The organism is Amycolatopsis sp. NPDC058278, from assembly GCF_042881395.1.
Taxonomy (GTDB): Bacteria; Actinomycetota; Actinomycetes; order Mycobacteriales; family Pseudonocardiaceae; genus Amycolatopsis.
In genome coordinates, this window is sequence record NZ_JBHVXZ010000129.1 from 1 (window position 1) to 16,696 (window position 16,696).

Annotated in this window: 14 protein-coding genes; 1 reads left to right on the plus strand and 13 read right to left on the minus strand. The window is 72.3% G+C overall.

The genetic code is table 11. From position 1 onward, the window contains the following. Nucleotides 1–43 precede the first annotated feature (43 nt). From ACFVYA_RS41100 to ACFVYA_RS41125, 6 genes are all read right to left on the minus strand, one after another. Nucleotides 44–1,024 carry a VWA domain-containing protein gene (locus ACFVYA_RS41100; RefSeq protein ID WP_387052886.1) on the minus strand — a complete coding sequence of 327 codons (981 nt, stop codon included), beginning with the start codon at nt 1,022–1,024 and terminating at the stop codon, nt 44–46. A gap of 73 nt (nt 1,025–1,097) precedes the next feature. Next, on the minus strand, nt 1,098–2,042 hold the full coding sequence (locus tag ACFVYA_RS41105; protein ID WP_387052888.1) for a DUF58 domain-containing protein: 945 nt from the start codon (nt 2,040–2,042) through the stop codon (nt 1,098–1,100). Between the two features lie 7 nt (nt 2,043–2,049). Beyond that, on the minus strand, nt 2,050–3,123 hold the full coding sequence (locus ACFVYA_RS41110) for a MoxR family ATPase (protein ID WP_043784031.1): 1,074 nt from the start codon (nt 3,121–3,123) through the stop codon (nt 2,050–2,052). Between the two features lie 225 nt (nt 3,124–3,348). After that, the gene (locus ACFVYA_RS41115) at nt 3,349–3,894 is read right to left on the minus strand and encodes a molybdenum cofactor guanylyltransferase (protein WP_285992107.1); all 546 of its coding nucleotides are present in this window, start codon (nt 3,892–3,894) and stop codon (nt 3,349–3,351) included. 9 nt (nt 3,895–3,903) lie between these two features. Next, the gene (locus ACFVYA_RS41120) at nt 3,904–4,617 is read right to left on the minus strand and encodes an SAM-dependent methyltransferase (RefSeq protein WP_387052890.1); all 714 of its coding nucleotides are present in this window, start codon (nt 4,615–4,617) and stop codon (nt 3,904–3,906) included. A 43-nt stretch (nt 4,618–4,660) separates the two neighbouring features. After that, nucleotides 4,661–5,977 carry an NlpC/P60 family protein gene (locus tag ACFVYA_RS41125; protein WP_387052892.1) on the minus strand — a complete coding sequence of 439 codons (1,317 nt, stop codon included), beginning with the start codon at nt 5,975–5,977 and terminating at the stop codon, nt 4,661–4,663. A 344-nt stretch (nt 5,978–6,321) separates the two neighbouring features. On the opposite strand from ACFVYA_RS41125, the gene ACFVYA_RS41130 reads away from it, so the two are divergent. Beyond that, the gene (locus tag ACFVYA_RS41130) at nt 6,322–9,135 is read left to right on the plus strand and encodes an aconitate hydratase (protein WP_387052894.1); all 2,814 of its coding nucleotides are present in this window, start codon (nt 6,322–6,324) and stop codon (nt 9,133–9,135) included. Nucleotides 9,136–9,189: 54 nt separating this feature from the next. Here ACFVYA_RS41130 and ACFVYA_RS41135 read toward each other — a convergent pair whose 3' ends face one another. From ACFVYA_RS41135 to ACFVYA_RS41165, 7 genes are all read right to left on the minus strand, one after another. Then, nucleotides 9,190–9,894 (minus strand): MgtC/SapB family protein, encoded by a 705-nt coding sequence (locus ACFVYA_RS41135; protein ID WP_285992111.1) that lies wholly within the window; start codon nt 9,892–9,894, stop codon nt 9,190–9,192. A 212-nt stretch (nt 9,895–10,106) separates the two neighbouring features. Then, a complete protein-coding gene (locus ACFVYA_RS41140; RefSeq protein ID WP_387052896.1) occupies nt 10,107–11,702 on the minus strand; it encodes an alpha/beta hydrolase in 1,596 nt (531 codons plus the stop codon). A 141-nt stretch (nt 11,703–11,843) separates the two neighbouring features. Next, on the minus strand, nt 11,844–12,272 hold the full coding sequence (locus tag ACFVYA_RS41145) for a nitroreductase family deazaflavin-dependent oxidoreductase (protein WP_387052920.1): 429 nt from the start codon (nt 12,270–12,272) through the stop codon (nt 11,844–11,846). 46 nt (nt 12,273–12,318) lie between these two features. Further along, the gene (egtD, locus tag ACFVYA_RS41150; protein WP_387052898.1) at nt 12,319–13,296 is read right to left on the minus strand and encodes an L-histidine N(alpha)-methyltransferase; all 978 of its coding nucleotides are present in this window, start codon (nt 13,294–13,296) and stop codon (nt 12,319–12,321) included. After that, the gene (gene egtC / locus ACFVYA_RS41155; RefSeq protein WP_387052900.1) at nt 13,293–14,054 is read right to left on the minus strand and encodes an ergothioneine biosynthesis protein EgtC; all 762 of its coding nucleotides are present in this window, start codon (nt 14,052–14,054) and stop codon (nt 13,293–13,295) included. Before egtC ends, egtD begins: the two co-directional genes overlap by 4 nt. Before the next feature lie 4 nt (nt 14,055–14,058). Continuing rightward, a complete protein-coding gene (gene egtB, locus ACFVYA_RS41160) occupies nt 14,059–15,396 on the minus strand; it encodes an ergothioneine biosynthesis protein EgtB (RefSeq protein ID WP_387052902.1) in 1,338 nt (445 codons plus the stop codon). Further along, on the minus strand, nt 15,393–16,655 hold the full coding sequence (locus ACFVYA_RS41165; RefSeq protein ID WP_387052904.1) for a glutamate-cysteine ligase family protein: 1,263 nt from the start codon (nt 16,653–16,655) through the stop codon (nt 15,393–15,395). The genes egtB and ACFVYA_RS41165 overlap by 4 nt, the downstream gene beginning before the upstream one ends. Nucleotides 16,656–16,696: the final 41 nt, after the last annotated feature.

Genomic DNA, 16,696 nt, shown 5'->3' on the forward strand with positions numbered 1-16,696 from the left:
ACCCTGCACGGCGGAACCCAGTACGGCGTCCGCCGAGCCTGAGTCAGGGCAGCCGTTGGCCGAAGAACAGGCTGGCCGCGGCGCCCAGCATGAGGATCAGCGTCCCCACCACCAGCCACGGCTTGCTGGCGTCGGCGTCCTTGAGTTCGTAGCCGATCTGCTCGCCGAGGTCGGCGTAGACCTTCTTCAGCTCCTCGGCGCTGGCCGCCTTGTAGAAGTCGCCGCCCGAGAGCCGCGCGATCTCGCGCAGCGATTCGTCGTCCACGCTGACCGGCTGGGGCTTGTCGTCGATGGTGACCGAACCGTGGGTGGTGCCGAAGGAGATGGACGAGATCGGCACCCCGGCCTGCTTCGCCGCCTGCGCCGCGGTGTACCCGCCGCGCGCCGCGTACAGGTCCTCGGGCACCGTCTGCTTCCCGTCGGACATCAGCACGATCCGCGCCGGCGGCGGCCCGTCCGCCCCGCCGACGACACTCGAGAAGCTCTCCACCGACTGCAGCGCCGCGAAGATGCCTTCGCCGGTCGCCGTCGACTGGGCCAGCTTCAGGTTTTCGATCGCCTTGATCACGCCGTTGCGGTCGGTGGTCGGGTTGACCAGCACCGTCGCCGTGCCCGCGAACGAGATCAGCCCCAGGTTGATCCCCGGCGTCATGTTCCGCGCGAAGCTCGTCGCCGCCTCCTGGGCGGCCTGCAGCCGCGTCGGGAGGACGTCGGTGGCCTCCATCGACAGCGACACGTCGATCACCAGCATCACGGTCGCCCGGTTGCGCGGCACCTTCTGCTCGGCGGTCGGCCCGGCCAGCGCCACCGTGAGCAGCAGCAGTGACAACACGATGAGCACGGCCGGCAGGTGCCGGACCCAGCCCTGGCTCTTCGGCGCGACCTTTTCCAGGAGGTCCAGGTTCGCGAACCGCATGGTCCGCTTCCGGCGCGCCCGCTGCGCGAGCACGTACCCGACGGCGACCGCGGCGACCGCGATCAGCAACAGGAACCACCACGGCGACGCAAATCCGGTCAGGCTCACGCGCACACCTCGCTGACGCTCGGTGCCGCCTGAGCCGGAAGCGCTGTGTTGAATGGTTCGGTCGCAAGCTCCCTCACGCCACACCCCCCGACCAGCGGCGCTTGCGGGCGACGACGAACCGCACCATGTCGGCGATCCAGTCGGCGTCCGTGCGCAGCGTCAGGTGGGCCGCACCCGCGCGCCGCAGCCCCGCCGCCACCCGTTGCCGGTGGGCGTGGGCCGCGGCCCCGAACTCCTTGCGCAGCAAGGCCGAAGCGTGCACTTCGCGCTGTTTCCCTGTCTCCGGGTCGGCCAGCACGACGGTGCCCACCTCGGGCAGGTCGACGTCGCGCGGGTCGAGGACTTCGATTGCGATCAGTTCGTGGCGCCCGCCCAAGGCCCGCAGCGGCCGCTCCCAGGACGTATCGCCCAGGAAGTCGGAAATCACCACGGCCAGGCCCCGCCGGCGCGGCGGCCGGCGCAGCGCTTCGAGGGCCTGGGCGATGTCGCCCCGGGTGCCCTCGGCCGCGCGGGGGGTCTCGGCGAGCTTGCGCACCAGCCCGCGGGCGTGCGCCAGGCCGCCGCGCGCCGGGATGCGGGTCGTCTCGGCGCCGGTGGAGATCAGGCCGCCGATCCGGTTGCCGCCGCCTCCGGTGAGGTGGGCGACCGCCGCGACGGCGCAGACCACCAGGTCGCGCTTCTCGCACAGCGCGGTGCCGAAGTCGAGGCTCGCCGAAAGGTCGGCGACGATCCACGTCTCCAGCTCGCGATCGGCCACGGTCTCCCGGATGTGCGGGGTCGTGGTGCGGGCGGTGACCGCCCAGTCCATCCGGCGCACGTCGTCGCCGGGCTGGTACGGGCGGGCCTCGCCGGGCTCGGACCCCGGCCCCGGCACCAGGCCGAGGTGGTTGCCCTGCAGCAGCCCGTCGAGCCGGCGGCGGACGTCGAGCTCCAGCGTGCGGAGCCCGGCCTCCAGGCGGTCGCCGCGCAGGACCGGCGGCGCCCACGAAGGGCGCTGGCCCTTCTCGTTCTTCGCCATCGCCGGGTTACCTGACCGGCGCGCCCGCCGGGACCGGGCCGCCCTGGCCGGCCCCGCCCTGCGGCCGGGCCGAGACCTGCGGCAGCGGCACGGTCTGCAGCACGCGCGTGATGATGTGGTCGATCGGCACGCCGTCGGCCAGGGCGTCGTAGGACAGCACGAGCCGGTGGCGCAGCACGTCGGGGACGACGTCGACGACGTCCTGGGGCAGCACGTAGTCGCGGCCGCGGACCAGGGCCAGCGCCCGCGCGGCGGCGATGATGCCGAGGCTCGCGCGCGGCGAAGCGCCGTAGGAGACCCAGCCGGCGACGTCGGCGAGGCCGTGCTCGTTCGGCGTCCGGGTGGTCAGCACCAGCCGCACGACGTAGTCGACCAGCGCGTGGTGCACGAACACCTGCGACGCGACACCCTGCAGCCGGACGAGCTCGCCCGGGCTGAGCACCTCGTGCGGGGTGGGCGGGGTGACACCCATCCGGTAGATGATCTCGCGCTCCTCCTCGGCGGAGGGGTACTCGACGACGATCTTGAACAGGAACCGGTCGCGCTGCGCTTCCGGCAGCGGGTACACGCCCTCGTTCTCGATCGGGTTCTGCGTGGCGAGCACGAGGAACGGGTCGGGCATCGGGAACGTCTGGCCGCCGATCGACACGTGCCGCTCGGCCATCACCTCGAGCATCGCCGACTGGACCTTGGCGGGCGCGCGGTTGATCTCGTCGGCGAGCACGAAGTTCGCCACGACCGGGCCGAGCTCGACGTCGAAGCGCTCGGCGCCCTGGCGGTAGATCCGGGTGCCGAGGATGTCGGCGGGCACCAGGTCGGGGGTGAACTGCACGCGGGAGAACGAGCCGCCGACCACCCGGGCGAACGTCTCGACCGCGAGGGTCTTCGCCACGCCGGGCACGCCTTCGAGCAGCAGGTGGCCCTTGGCCAGCAGGCCGACCAGCATCCGCTCGACCAGGCGGTCCTGGCCGACGATGATCCGCTTGACCTCGAACACGGTCCGCTCCAGCAACTGGGCGTCCCGCGCCGGCGTCGCGGGCTGCTGCCCGTTCCCGCCCTCGGCGTAGCCGGGCTCGGTCACTCTGCCTCCTCGAAATCTCGTGCGCCGCCCCCGCGACGGTGATCACGCGGTGCGACCGTACTGCGCCCCCGGTCGTCCGTCTCATCCGGCACGCGGACGAACGCACTTGGCCACGATCAGCCAACACGGTCACCGGTGTGGCACCTGTGAAGCCCCTGTCCGCCTCGCCCGGCGATACCGCCGGCAGCGGAGCAAGACCGAGGCTCCCCGCGGGCCGGCGGTCGCTCAGCGATGCCGCTCGAGGTCCTCGGGCGTGTCGATGTCGTCGGCTTCGCCCCGTTCCGCCGGGACCTCGGCCACCGCCAGCCCGCCCAGGACGCGGCGCAGGGCCGCGTTCTCCGCCTGCTCCGGCACCGCCGCCCGCAGCGCCGGCAACCGCCAGGCACCCAGCAGCCACTGGCGCTCCCCCGCCGCGTCCACCAGGACCGCGCCGTCGCCGTCGCCGACGGCCGCCAGCAGCCTGTCCACTGTGGAGCGCCGGACGCCCGGGAGGTCGGCGGCCAGCACCACGACCGCCTCGACGTCGTCGGGCACGAACACCAGGCCCGCGGCCAGCGCCGCCACCGGGCCGGTGCCCGGGACCGGTTCGCGCGTCCACACGACGTCGAAGCCCGGACGGCGCGGGCCGACCGCGATCACCCGTTCGGCGCCGTCGAGGGCGTGGATCGCGCGGGCCAGCAACGGTTTCCCGCCCACCGACAGCGCCGGCTTGTCCACACCGGACAGCCGGCGGGCCGAGCCACCGGCCACCACGATCCCCGCGTAGCGCACCGGGGCACCCTAGCGGCCCAGCACGACGTAGGTGAAGCCCAGCACGTCCCGGTAGTCCCGGACGTACTGCCGCAACCGCCGATCGAGCCACTCCCGCACCCGTTCCGCCCGGCGGTCGGCCGGGTGCGCCACCAGCCACTCCGCCCAGCCGGCCCGCGAGGTCGACTCGAAATCATCCCACTCCAGCCGGTCGGCGGTGCTGAAGTGCAGCACGCGCCAGCCGGCCCCCGCCGCGGCGTCGAGCAGGTCCGGCAGGGTCAGCAGGTCCGGGCCGAAGATCTCCCGCGCCGCCGGGCCGGGTGCCGCCGCCCAGAAGCCGTCGCCGTAGAGCAGCCGGCCCGACGGCCGCACCACGCGGGCGAGTGCTTCCAGCGCGGCCGTGGTCGAGCCGAAGATGTGGGCGGCCCCGACGCAGAACACCCGCTCGGCCGCAGCGTCCCAGGTCGCGGCGTCCGACTCGGTGAACTCCACCGCCAGGCCACGGGCCGCGGCCGCCGCCCGGCCGCGGTCGAGGCCGGTCACGTCGGTGTCGACGCCGGTCGCGCGCAGGCCCGGCGCCCGGGCGGCCGCCCGCAGCAGCAGCTCGCCCCAGCCGCAGCCGAGGTCGACGAGCCGCCCCTCGGCCAGCGCCATCCGGTCGAGCAGCAGTTCCGCGTGCGGCTCCGACAACGGCGTGTTCCAGCGCATCCGGGTGCGCCGCAGCGCGTTCAGTTCGTCGTCCACGCGGTCGATCTTCGCGACGGCCCCGGCCGCCGTCGAGCGAGTTTCAGCCGACCAGCCGCGTCGCGTACGGCATGATCCCGCCGTAGCGCACCGGGGCGACCCGGACCCGCAGGCCGGACTGCGGCGCCTCGACCACCTGCCCGCCGCCGAGGTAGAGCGCGACGTGGTGGATGCCGCCCGGGCCACCCCAGAACAGCAGGTCGCCGCGGCGCATCTGGGACAGCGGCACCTGCCGTCCCGACGAGTACTGGTAGCCGCTGTAGTGCGGCAGCGAGCGGACCCCGGCGAAGGCGTAGATCATCAGGCCGGAGCAGTCGAAGCCGATCTTGTTGTAGTCGCCGTAGCTGTCGGCGACGCCGCCGTCGCGGATGCCGCGGGTCGCCCCGCTCGCGTTGCCGCCGCCCCAGGCGTAGGGCAGCCCGAGCTTGGACAGCGCCCGCGCGATCACCGCCTCGATCGACGAGCCGGCCGGGCCCGACGGCGCCGGTCCGCCCGACGGACGGCCCTCGCCCCCGGCCGTGGCGGCGAGCGCGGCCTGACGCGCGCGTTCCTCGTCCTCGCGCTGTTTCTGGGCGAGCCAGTCCTGGTAGCGCTGCCGCTGCCCCTGCAGGCCGCTGACCTTGGCCTGGGCGGCGTAGAGCTGCTGCTCGACGTCGGTCTTGTCCTTCTCCAGCCGGGAGTTCTGAGCGGCCTGGCCGTCCTGCGCGCGCTCGGCGGTGGTCTGCGCGGCGTCGGCGCTGTTCTTCGCCCGGCGGGCGGCGTCCTGCTTCTGCTGGGCGATCTCGGCGGCCTTGCGGGCGGCGGCGTCCTTGTTGGACTTCTCGGTCTGCGCCTGCTGGAGCCGGTCGAGGGCGTTGAGCCGGTCACCGCCCACGGCGTCGAGCAGCTGCGCGCGGGCGAGCATGTCCTTGGGGCTGTCCGCGCTCAGGTACGCCGAGAGCGAGCCGACCGTGCTGCCCTGCTGGAAGCTGGCGGCGGCGAAGGTCTTCAGGTCCGCCCGGGCCTGCTCGATGGCCGCCGCGGCCGCGTCCGCTTCGGTGCGCGCGGCCTTCGCGTCGTTCTCCGCCTGCGCGGCGTCGTCCTGCGCGGTCTGCAGGTCGACCAGCGCCTTGTTGGCCTGTTCCTGCTTGAGCTCGACGTCGTCCTGCAGCTGCGTGAGCTTCTGCTCGGCCTGGGCCAGCTGGTTGGTCAGCCGGCCGACCTCACCGGCCTTCGCGTTCGCGTCGGCCTTGCCGGCCTGGATCTCGGAGTCGCTGGGATTCGGCGGCGGCGGGGGTGCCGCGAGGCCCGTGCCCCCGGCGCCGAACAAGATCACCAGCGTGAGCGTGCTCACGCTGAGTCCCCGGCGGACGCGCGGCACTCTCGGACCCCCGCATCGTCCTAACAAGACCGCCACCTCCGCTCACCAGCGCACACCGCGTGTCACTGCAGTCACACCACTATCACAAGCATCAGCGGAAACTTACACAACGTAGGCACCAATTCCCCTCATTGAGGGACCCCGGGATCAGATGGCGCAGCCCACACCGCGTGTCGTCTTGTCCGCTAAACAGGACAGGCGTACTGTTTGAGGCACCGCGAGGTGTGCCATCCCGCATCCGGTCCTACGGTGGGGGTGCGCAAGACTCGCCCCACCGAACCGACCGAACTGACCCGGGACTCCCCTGCCGCGACGGAGCGGCGTCCCCGCCACTGGAGTTAGACGTGACCTCACCCGCCAGCAAGGACAGCTTCGGCGCCAAAGACACGCTGAAGGTCGGCGACGCCTCGTACGAGGTGTTCCGCCTGAACAAGGTCGAGGGCGCCGAGCGGCTGCCCTACAGCCTGAAGATCCTGCTCGAGAACCTGCTGCGCACCGAGGACGGCGCGAACATCACCGCCGACCACATCCGCGCGCTCGGCTCCTGGGACCCGAACGCCGACCCGTCGATCGAAATCCAGTTCACGCCGGCCCGCGTGATCATGCAGGACTTCACCGGCGTCCCGTGCGTCGTCGACCTCGCCACCATGCGCGAAGCGGTCACCGACCTGGGCGGCGACCCCGACAAGGTCAACCCGCTGGCCCCGGCCGAGCTGGTCATCGACCACTCGGTGATCATCGACGTCTTCGGCCGCCCGGACGCCTTCGAGCGCAACGTCGAGATCGAGTACGAGCGCAACCGCGAGCGCTACCAGTTCCTGCGCTGGGGCCAGGGCGCCTTCGACGAGTTCAAGGTCGTCCCGCCGGGCACCGGCATCGTGCACCAGGTCAACATCGAGCACCTCGCGCGCACGGTGATGTCCCGGGGCGGCCAGGCCTACCCCGACTCCTGCGTCGGCACCGACTCGCACACCACCATGGTCAACGGCCTCGGCGTGCTGGGCTGGGGCGTCGGCGGCATCGAGGCCGAAGCGGCCATGCTGGGCCAGCCGGTGTCGATGCTCATCCCGCGCGTCGTCGGCTTCAGGCTCACCGGCGAGATCCCGGCCGGCGTCACCGCCACCGACGTCGTGCTCACCATCACCGAGATGCTGCGCCGCCACGGCGTCGTCGGCAAGTTCGTCGAGTTCTACGGCGAGAGCGTCGCCGAGGTGCCGCTGGCCAACCGCGCCACCATCGGCAACATGAGCCCGGAGTTCGGCTCGACCGCGGCGATCTTCCCGATCGACGAGGAGACCGTCCGCTACCTCAAGCTGACCGGCCGCTCGGCCGAGCAGGTCGCGCTGGTCGAGGCCTACGCGAAGGAGCAGGGCCTCTGGCACGACCCGTCGCGCGAGGCGGCCTACTCCGAGTACCTCGAGCTGGACCTGTCGACCGTCGTCCCGTCGATCGCCGGCCCGAAGCGCCCGCAGGACCGCATCGAGCTGACCGACGCGAAGTCGTCGTTCCGCAAGTCGATCCACGACTACGTGGACGGCGAAGACAACACGCCGCACACGAAGATGGACGAGGCTTCCGAGGAGTCGTTCCCGGCCAGTGACGCCCCGTCGCTGTCCTTCGCCGAAGACGACGCCGCCCCGGTCACCAGCTCGGCCGCGAACGGCGCGTCGGGCCGCCCGAGCAAGCCGGTCAAGGTCAGCACGCCGGACCGCGGCGAGTTCGTCCTCGACCACGGCGCCGTGGTGATCGCCTCGATCACCTCCTGCACCAACACCTCGAACCCGTCGGTCATGCTCGGCGCCGCGCTGCTCGCGCGCAACGCCGTGGACAAGGGCCTCGCGGTCAAGCCGTGGGTGAAGACGTCGATGGCGCCGGGCTCGCAGGTCGTCACCGACTACTACACCAAGGCCAACCTGTGGCCGTACCTGGAGAAGCTGGGCTACCACCTGGTCGGCTACGGCTGCACCACGTGCATCGGTAACTCCGGCCCGCTCTCGGACGAGATCTCCGCGGCGATCCAGGAGAACGACCTCACCGCGGTCTCGGTGCTCTCGGGCAACCGGAACTTCGAGGGCCGGATCAACCCCGACGTCAAGATGAACTACCTCGCGTCGCCGCCGCTGGTCATCGCCTACGCGCTGGCCGGCACGATGGACTTCGACTTCGCGAACCAGCCGCTGGGCCAGGACACGCAGGGCAACGACGTCTTCCTGAAGGACATCTGGCCGACGGCCAAGGAAATCCAGGAGACCATCGACCACGCGATCACGCAGGAGATGTTCACCAAGGACTACGCGGACGTCTTCGACGGCGGCGAGCGCTGGAAGTCGCTGCCCACCCCGGAGGGCAAGACCTTCGAGTGGGACCTCGAGTCCACCTACGTGCGGAAGCCCCCGTACTTCGAGGGCATGACGCCGGAGCCGGCCCCGGTCACCGACATCACCGGCGCGCGCGTGCTGGCGAAGCTGGGCGACTCGGTCACCACCGACCACATCTCCCCCGCCGGCGCGATCAAGCCGGGCACCCCGGCCGCGCAGTACCTCACCGAGCACGGCGTGGAGAAGAAGGACTTCAACTCCTACGGCTCCCGGCGCGGCAACCACGAGGTGATGATCCGCGGCACGTTCGCGAACATCCGGCTGCGCAACCAGCTCCTCGACGACGTGCAGGGCGGCTACACCCGCGACTTCACGCAAGAGGGCGCGCCCCAGGCGTTCATCTACGACGCGGCGCAGAACTACGCGAAGCAGGGCACCCCGCTGGTCGTGCTGGGCGGCAAGGAGTACGGCTCGGGCTCGTCGCGTGACTGGGCGGCCAAGGGCACCTCGCTGCTGGGCGTGCGCGCGGTGATCACCGAGTCGTTCGAGCGCATCCACCGCTCGAACCTGATCGGCATGGGCGTCATCCCGCTGCAGTTCCCGGCGGGCGAGTCGGCCTCGTCGCTCGGCCTCGACGGCACCGAGACGTTCGACATCGCGGGCATCACGGCGCTGAACGAGGGTTCGACGCCCCGCACGGTGCACGTCACCGCCACCAAGGCGGACGGCACCAAGGTCGAGTTCGATGCGGACGTCCGCATAGACACGCCGGGCGAGGCGGACTACTACCGCAACGGCGGCATCCTGCAGTACGTGCTGCGGAAGATGACGCAGGCGTAAGGGTTTCCGCGGTTCGGAGGGCCTCCCCGCTCGGTGAGCGGGGAGGCCCTCCTGTTACGCGGGTACCGCTTCCCACCGCACGCTCGACACCGACGGCTCCAGCGAGAGCCGCGAGACCGCGGCCTCCATCTGGGCGTCGTCGCGCTGGTCGCCGACCAGCTCCGCCCGCACCTCGACCGTGTGGTCCGCCCGGTCGGTGCTCAGCACCGAGAGCAACCGGAAGTCCGTGCGGGTCAACGACTGCACGAGCAACGCCCGCACGTGCGCTTCCGTCGCGTCGCGCGTGACGGCCTGGAACGCGTACCTCGTCGGCGTCTCGTCCCCGGCGTCCGGGCGGCGGTCCACCGCGCGGCCGAGCGGGCGCAGCACCACGTTCACCCCGACCACGACGGCGGTCCCGGCCGCCGCGACCGCGTACAGCCCGGCTCCGGCGAGGGCGCCGACCGCGGCCGAGCACCAGAGCGTCGCGGCGGTGTTGAGGCCCCGGACGTTGAGGCCGTCCCGCATGATGACCCCGGCGCCGAGGAACCCGATGCCCGAGACGATCTGCGCGGCCACCCGGGTCGGGTCGGCGTCACCGCTCGAGGCCAGCCCGCCGAAACCGTGGGCGGACAGCAGCACGAACAGCGTCGCGCCGACGGCGACGAGGGCGTTGGTGCGCAGCCCGGCCATCCGGGCGCGGAACTGGCGCTCGACCCCGATGACGGCACCGAGGCCGACGCCGGCACCCACGCGCAGCAGCATTTCGAAGATGGTCATTTCCGGCTCTTTTCCGGCGTGCGCGCACTGCCGGACAGGGGACGGTGCGAGCTCAGCCCCGCCGGAAACCTCCGGTGAGCGCGCGCCCGGCCGTCCGAGAACTGTCCGCTGGCATGTGCCGCTCACCTCGCTTCCCGTGTTCGTCGATGATCAACCCGGCCAGCGTAGCCGGTCCCGCGGCCCGGGGAAGGGCCGCGGGACCGGGTTCACACTCAGAACGGCTGGACGTTCGGCTGGAACACCTGCCCGTTCGCCGGCACCTTGAGATCGGTCAGGTAGTCGGCCACGGCCTGGTCGACGCCGAGAGCGTCACCCAGGATGCAGTGGCCGAACGCGTCGACCGAGAGCAGGCGGGTGTTGCCGAGCTCGGCCGCCATCCGCTGGGCGAACTTGTACTGCGTCGCCGGGTCGTAGTAGTTGCCGACCACGACCACCGGCACGTCGGTCTTGGCCCGCCACGGGCCGCGGTAGACGTCCGGCCGCTTCGCTGGCCACACCGGGCAGGCCGCCGTGTCGGCGAACGCCTGGTACCGGCCGAAGGTGCGCGATTCGCGCTCCCACTTCGCGGCGATGCCCGGCACCTGCTCCTGGTTGATCCGGAACGGCTTGTCGGAGCAGTTGACGGCGAAGTACGAGTCGTCGCTGGTGTACGGGCTGTCCGGGTTCTGGTCGGCCAGGCCCTGCTTGCCCGCGGTGAGCGCCTGCATCGGCTTGGCCTGCAGGGTCTGGGCCTGGGCCCCCGCCGGGTGGATGACGGTGTAGAGCGCCTGCAGGTCCTCGGCCAGGGCGGCGAACCGCGCCGGCGAGTACAGGGCGCTCGAAACCCCGCCGGTGAACCGGCTGATGTCGATCGGGTCGGCGCCCGGGAGCGTGATGGGCTGCTTGCGCAGGTACTCCCGCAGCTCGTCGAACTTCGCCCGCGGGTTGCCGTCGCTGAAGGCGCACTTCGCGCCCGCCTGGTCACAGCGCTTCAGGAACCCGTCCAGCGCGATTTCGAACCCCTGCGCGCGCTCGCGGTCGTACTCGACGCCGTCGCTGGTGCGCAGCGCCGGGTCGACGTTGCCGTCGATCACGATCGCTCGCGACTGCTTCGGGAACATCGACGTGTACGTCGAGCCGATCAGCGTCCCGTACGAGAAGCCGACGTAGGTCAGCTTCTGGTCACCGACCGCCGCGCGCAGCGTGTCGAGGTCGCGCACGACGTCCTTGGTGGACATGTGGTTGAGCAGCGAGCCCGCGTTGTTCCTGCAAAACCGGCCGTAGTCGCGGTAGCCGGCCAGGGTTCCCGAAATTTCGGCGCGCGACAGCGGCACGCCGACAAGGGCGCTGAAGACCTCGTCCGCGTCCTCCTGCGTGGTGAAGCAGCGCAGCGGGTTGCTCTCGCCGACCCCGCGCGGGTCGAAACCGATCAGGTCGAAGCGGTCGAGCACCTGCGGCTGGAAGTAGTACTGGCCGCCGATCGGCATCGTCAGGCCCGAGCCGCCGGGACCGCCGGGGTTGAGGAACAGCGAACCGACACGCTTGCCGGGCGTGCGGGCGGCTCGCTTGAGCAAGGCGATGTCGATGGTGCCCAGCGAGGCGTTGTCGTGGTCGATGGGGACGCGGTAGCGCGCGCAGCTGTAGAACTGGACCTGGTCCGCGGGCACGCCGGCGAGGGTGTCGCTCGAGCAGGTGCCCCAGGCGACCGCGGGGGTCGCGCCGACGACGGCGGGCTTGACCGCCGAGTCTTCGGCCGCGGTAGCGGTCCCGGCCGGGCCGGCCAGTCCCACGCCGGCCACGAGCGCCCCCGCCAGTGCGAATGCCCGCACCCGGCTCTGTGTGGATCTCGGCAAGACGGTTCCTCCCTAGGTGACGCTTGCACGCAGCGCCGCGAGATCACGACGTCACGGCGCGTTACCCGGGTGAGACTGGCACAAACCGGTGAATCCCGGCACCGGCCGAACGGATGGTCAGAACCTCTCGGCCACCCGCGTGAGGACGAACACCGGCAACGGCCGGGCGGCCTCGCGCCGCTCCATCGCATACCCCGGCCAGAACGCGAGCAGCTCGTCCCACATCCGCTCGTATTCCTCGCCGCGCAGCTCCCGCGCGAGGACGTCGACCGGCCTGCCCGCCAGCGCCACCTCGCAGCGGGGGTTCGCCCGCAGGTTGAGCGCCCACGCCGGATCGTGCGGACGGCCCCAGTTGGACGCCGTCAGCACGAAGTCGCCCTCGCGCGGGTAGTAGAGCAGGTTGGTGCTGCGGGGCAGCCCGCTCTTGCGACCGGTGGTGGTGAGGCGCAGCGACGGCAGCCCGGCGAGCGCCACGAGGCTCACCCGGCCGCCGAACGCCTTGTGCAGTTTCTTGTCCGCCCACACGACGAAGCGGGCCGTGCGCATCAGCCACGGTCTCGTGCCGGCGGCCCGGGCGAGGGCCCGGAGAGGATTAGCCACGCACGGATCTTGCCAGGCTCACCCCGAACCGCTGCTGGGAGTCGGTCCACCAGTGCTCCAGGGCGAACCCGGCCGCGGCCAGCTCGGCCTCGACGCCGCTCGGGCGGAACTTGGCGGAGATCTCCGTCCGGATGTGCTCCGCGGCGGCGAAGGTCACCGTGAGGTCCGCGCGGGGGATCTCGACGGTCAGCTCCCGGCGGGCTCGCAGGCGCATCTCGATCCACTCGTTCTCCGCGTCCCAGTGCGAGACGTGGTCGAACTCGTCGGGGTCGAAGTTCGCACCGAGGCGGGCGTTGATCACCCGCAGCACGTTCTTGTCGAATTCCGCCGTGACGCCGGCCGCGTCGTCGTAGGCGCGTTCGAGGATCCGGGCGTCCTTGACCAGGTCGGTGCCGAGCAGCAGCCACTCCCCCTCGTCGAGGACCGCCCGGACCGAGCGGAGGAAGGCCGCGCGCTCGGCGGGGAGGAAGTTGCCGATCGTGCCGCCGAGGAAGGCCACCACCCGCGGCTGGCCGTCGGGCAGCAGGTCCAGGTGCTGGGTGAAGTCGCCGACGACCCCGCGAACCGTCAGGCCCGGGTAGTCCTTCGAGATCGCTTCGGCGGCCTCGGCCAGCGCGGATTCGGACACGTCGAGCGGGACGAACGCCTCCAGGGTGCCGTGCGCGGTGAGCGCGTCGAGCAGGAGCCGGGTTTTCTCGCTCGACCCCGAGCCGAGTTCGACGAGCGTGTGCGCGCCGGTCAGCTCCGCGACGTCGCCGGCGTGCGCGGCCAGCACCTCGCGCTCGCTGCGGGTCGGGTAGTACTCCGGCAGCTGGGTGATCTTCTCGAACAGCTCGCTGCCGTCGGCGTCGTAGAACCACTTGGGCGGCAGCCACTTCTGCTCCGCGGTCAGCCCGGCGACGACGTCGGCGCGCAGTTCCGCGGTGACGGCGTCGCCGGAGCGGTGGTGGTCGAGATCGACTTCGGTCATGACAGGATGCCTTCCGGGGTCAGGGGAAGCAGGTCGACGCCGGCCGCGGTGGCGCGCACGGCGTGGTGGTCCGGGACGGGTCGCCAGCGCGGGTCGCCGTCGAGGGGTTCGGACGCCAGCAGCACGCCGGCCGGGGTCTCCAGCACGGACAACGCGTGCGTCCAGGTCGTGCCGATCAGCGTTTCGCCGTCGGTGAGCAGGAAGTTGAGCCGGGAGCCGGGCGCGGCCGCCTCGACGGCGGCGCTCAGCGCCGCCACCGCCGTCAGCGGGTCCTCCCCCGTGGCCAGCCGGGCCCGCAGCAGGGCCCAGAGCACGGCCGAATCCGTCGGCGCCTCCAGCGTCAGCAGTTCGGTGACCGGCAGGGTCTTGGCCAGTTCGGCCAGCGAGTCCGGGTAGCCCCGGACGACGCCGTTGTGGCTGAACAGCCAGGGTCCGGCGGTGAACGGCGCCGCGGCCGCCTCGGTCACCGGCAGGCCGGTGGTGCCGTTGCGGACCGCGGCGACGAACGCGCCCGCGGTCACCGCCGCGGCCAGCGGCGGCAGCGTCTCGTCCGTCCACAGTGGAGTCGAACGCCGGTGGCGCAGCGGCGGCGAGCCCGGGCCGGGGTACCAGCCCAGCCCGAACCCGTCGGCGTTCACCGAGCCGCCGCCGCGCATGTCCGCCGGCGCGTACGACTGCACCAGCAGGGAATGCGGGGTGCGGAAGAGCACCTCGGCGGGCGAAAGCGGCTCGCCGAGGTAGCCGATGTGGCGGCACATGGGCCTACCCCACCTCGCCGGGTGCCGCGTCGCGGGCGGTGCGGAAGCCGGCGAAGATCTGCCGCCGGATCGGGTAGTCCCAGTTGCGGAACGTCCCCCGGATCGCCGCGGAGTCCGTGCCGAACGACCCGCCGCGCAGCACCTTGTGCTCCGGGCCGAAGAACACCTCGGAGTACTCCCGGTAGGGGAAGGGCGCGAAGCCCGGGTAGCCGTGGAAATCGGTCGAAGTCCACTCCCAGACGTCGCCGATCAGCTGGTGCACGCCGGTCGGTGACGCGCCGGCCGGGTACGCCCCCGCCGGTGCCGGGCGCAGGTGCCGCTGGCCGAGGTTGGCTTGCTCGGGGCCCGGTTCCTCGTCGCCCCAGGGGAACCGGCGCGACCGGCCGGTCGCCGGGTCGAACCGCGCCGCCTTCTCCCACTCCGCCTCGGTCGGCAGCCGCCGCCCGGCCCACGCCGCGTAGGCCTCGGCCTCGTAGTAGGAGACGTGCACGACCGGCTCGTCGGCGGGAATCCGCTCGTACACGCCGAAGCGGGTCCGCCACCAGCCGTCCTGCTCCCGCTTCCAGAACCTCGGCGCGGTGATGCCGTTGTCCTGCCGGTAGGCCCAGCCGGCCGGGCTCCACCACTGCCGGTCGTCGTAGCCGCCGCCGTCGAGGAATTCGACGTAGGCGGCGCACGTCACCGGCACCGTGTCCATCCAGAACGCGTCGACGGCGATCTCGTGCGCCGGGCGCTCGTTGTCCAAGGCCCACGGCTCGGCCGACGTGCCCATCGTGAAGGCACCGCCGGGCACCAGGACCTCGGCCGGCAGCGCACCCGACCGCGCGGGCGGCGGCTCGGGTGCGTGCAGCACCGGGTCGCCCTTGCGCAGCTGGTGGGTGGCCAGCATCGTCTCGTCGTGCTGCTGCTCGTGCTGGGTGATCATGCCGAACGCGAACGCCTGCTCGGTCAGCCGCCGCCCCTCCATCGGCGCGTGTTCCAGCACGTCGAAGGCCTTCTCGCGGACCTGCTTGACGTACGCGCGGGCCTCGGCCGGCCCGAGCAGCGGCAGTTCCGGCCGGTCGGCGCGGGCGTGCTGGAAGGCGTCGTAGATGTCGTCGATGTCCGGCCGCAGCGGCTCGCGGCCGCCGACGTCCCGGACCAGCCACAGCTCCTCCTGGACGCCGATGTGCGCCAGGTCCCAGACCAGCGGCGACATCAGCTTCGAATGCTGGCGGACCAGGTCCTCGTCGTCGACCGCGTCGGTCAGCGCGACGCTGCGCGCCCGCGCCCTCGTCAGTGCTTCGGCCGCCCGGGCACGCAGGTCCTGCGCGCTCAGGTCACCCAGTGCTTCCGTGCTCATCCTTCGCTCCTCGATCGGTACGCGCGCCCCTGCACGCTCTCGCTGATCTCGGTGATCGACGCCTCCGCCAGCCCGGTCGCGGCCAGCTCGGCGCAGCCGAGGTCGGCCAGCACCGCGGCGGCGGCCGCCAGCTCCGGGTCGGCCAGGCCGCGCCGCGCCGCCGTGGTCCACCTGCCGCCGACCGGCGCGCAGATCTCGCGCACCTTCTCGACGGTGGCCGGCCGGGCGAGCAGGGCGGCCACCAGGGCCACCGGGGCCAGCCACTCCTCCGGCGGTTGCGCGTCGAGGTACCGGATCTCCAGGTACCCCTGCGGGCGGACCGGCGTGAACATGGTCGTGAGGTGGTAGTCGAGGTCGGCCACCGTCGGCCTCGGCAGCAGGGCGGCCGCACCCCGGCCGTCGATCCAGTCGGCGAACGTCAGCCCGTCGGGGGCGTCCCACGGCCGGTCGCCGCGGGGCAGCACCATCAGGGGGACGTCCATCAGGCGCCCGGCCCACGCTGCGGCCGGGTCATCGCCCGTGACGGCGGCCATGCGCGTGCGCACCGCCTCCGTGTCGTGCACCGCCAGCCAGCGGGCCGAGGCGTGTCCCGTGTCCTGCCCGGCGTGGACGCGGGAGTTGGCGAAGAGGGCGAGCAGGGGCGGGCCCATCGCGTGCGCGGCCGCCCACCGCGCGGCGTAGTGCTCGGGCTCCCCCGCGTCGACGCAGACCTGCAGGCCGGCGGTGCTGCACATCATCGTGAGGCCGCCGGGACCGATCGGCGCGAACCGGCGCTCCATCGCCGCGTAGCGCGGGGTGTGGAGGAGCCGGCGGGGCGCCCGGTGGGCGTCGATGCCCGTTTCGCCCAGCACGAGACCGTGCCGGGCGAGGCGGTCGCGCAGGTGGTGGAGGTCGGCTGTCACGGCTGCGTCGAGTTCACGCAGGGAGGCCTGGGGAAGAGCGGAGATCTCGACCTGGCACCCGGGTTCGAGGCTCACGGGCGAGCCGGCCGGGAGCGGCGAGGCGGGGCTGTCGGGGCGGAGCGTCCGCGGGGTGTGCGGACCCAGCGCCGTGGCGAGGACGTCGGGATCGAGGGGTCTTGCCGGGTCGTCGGCATGGTGCACGGTGAACTCCAGCTCCACGCCGGTCAGGCGGGGTGGGCCGTGCTTGAAACACACCGATGCGACGTACGCCTCGCCGGCCGCGCGGTCCGCCAGGACCCGCGCGGTGCGGTTCGACGCACTACCCGACTTCTCGGGGAAATCGTGCACCGCTTGCATGTCCGTTCCTGTTCCGTTCGGGAGAGGACTGGGGGAACTTC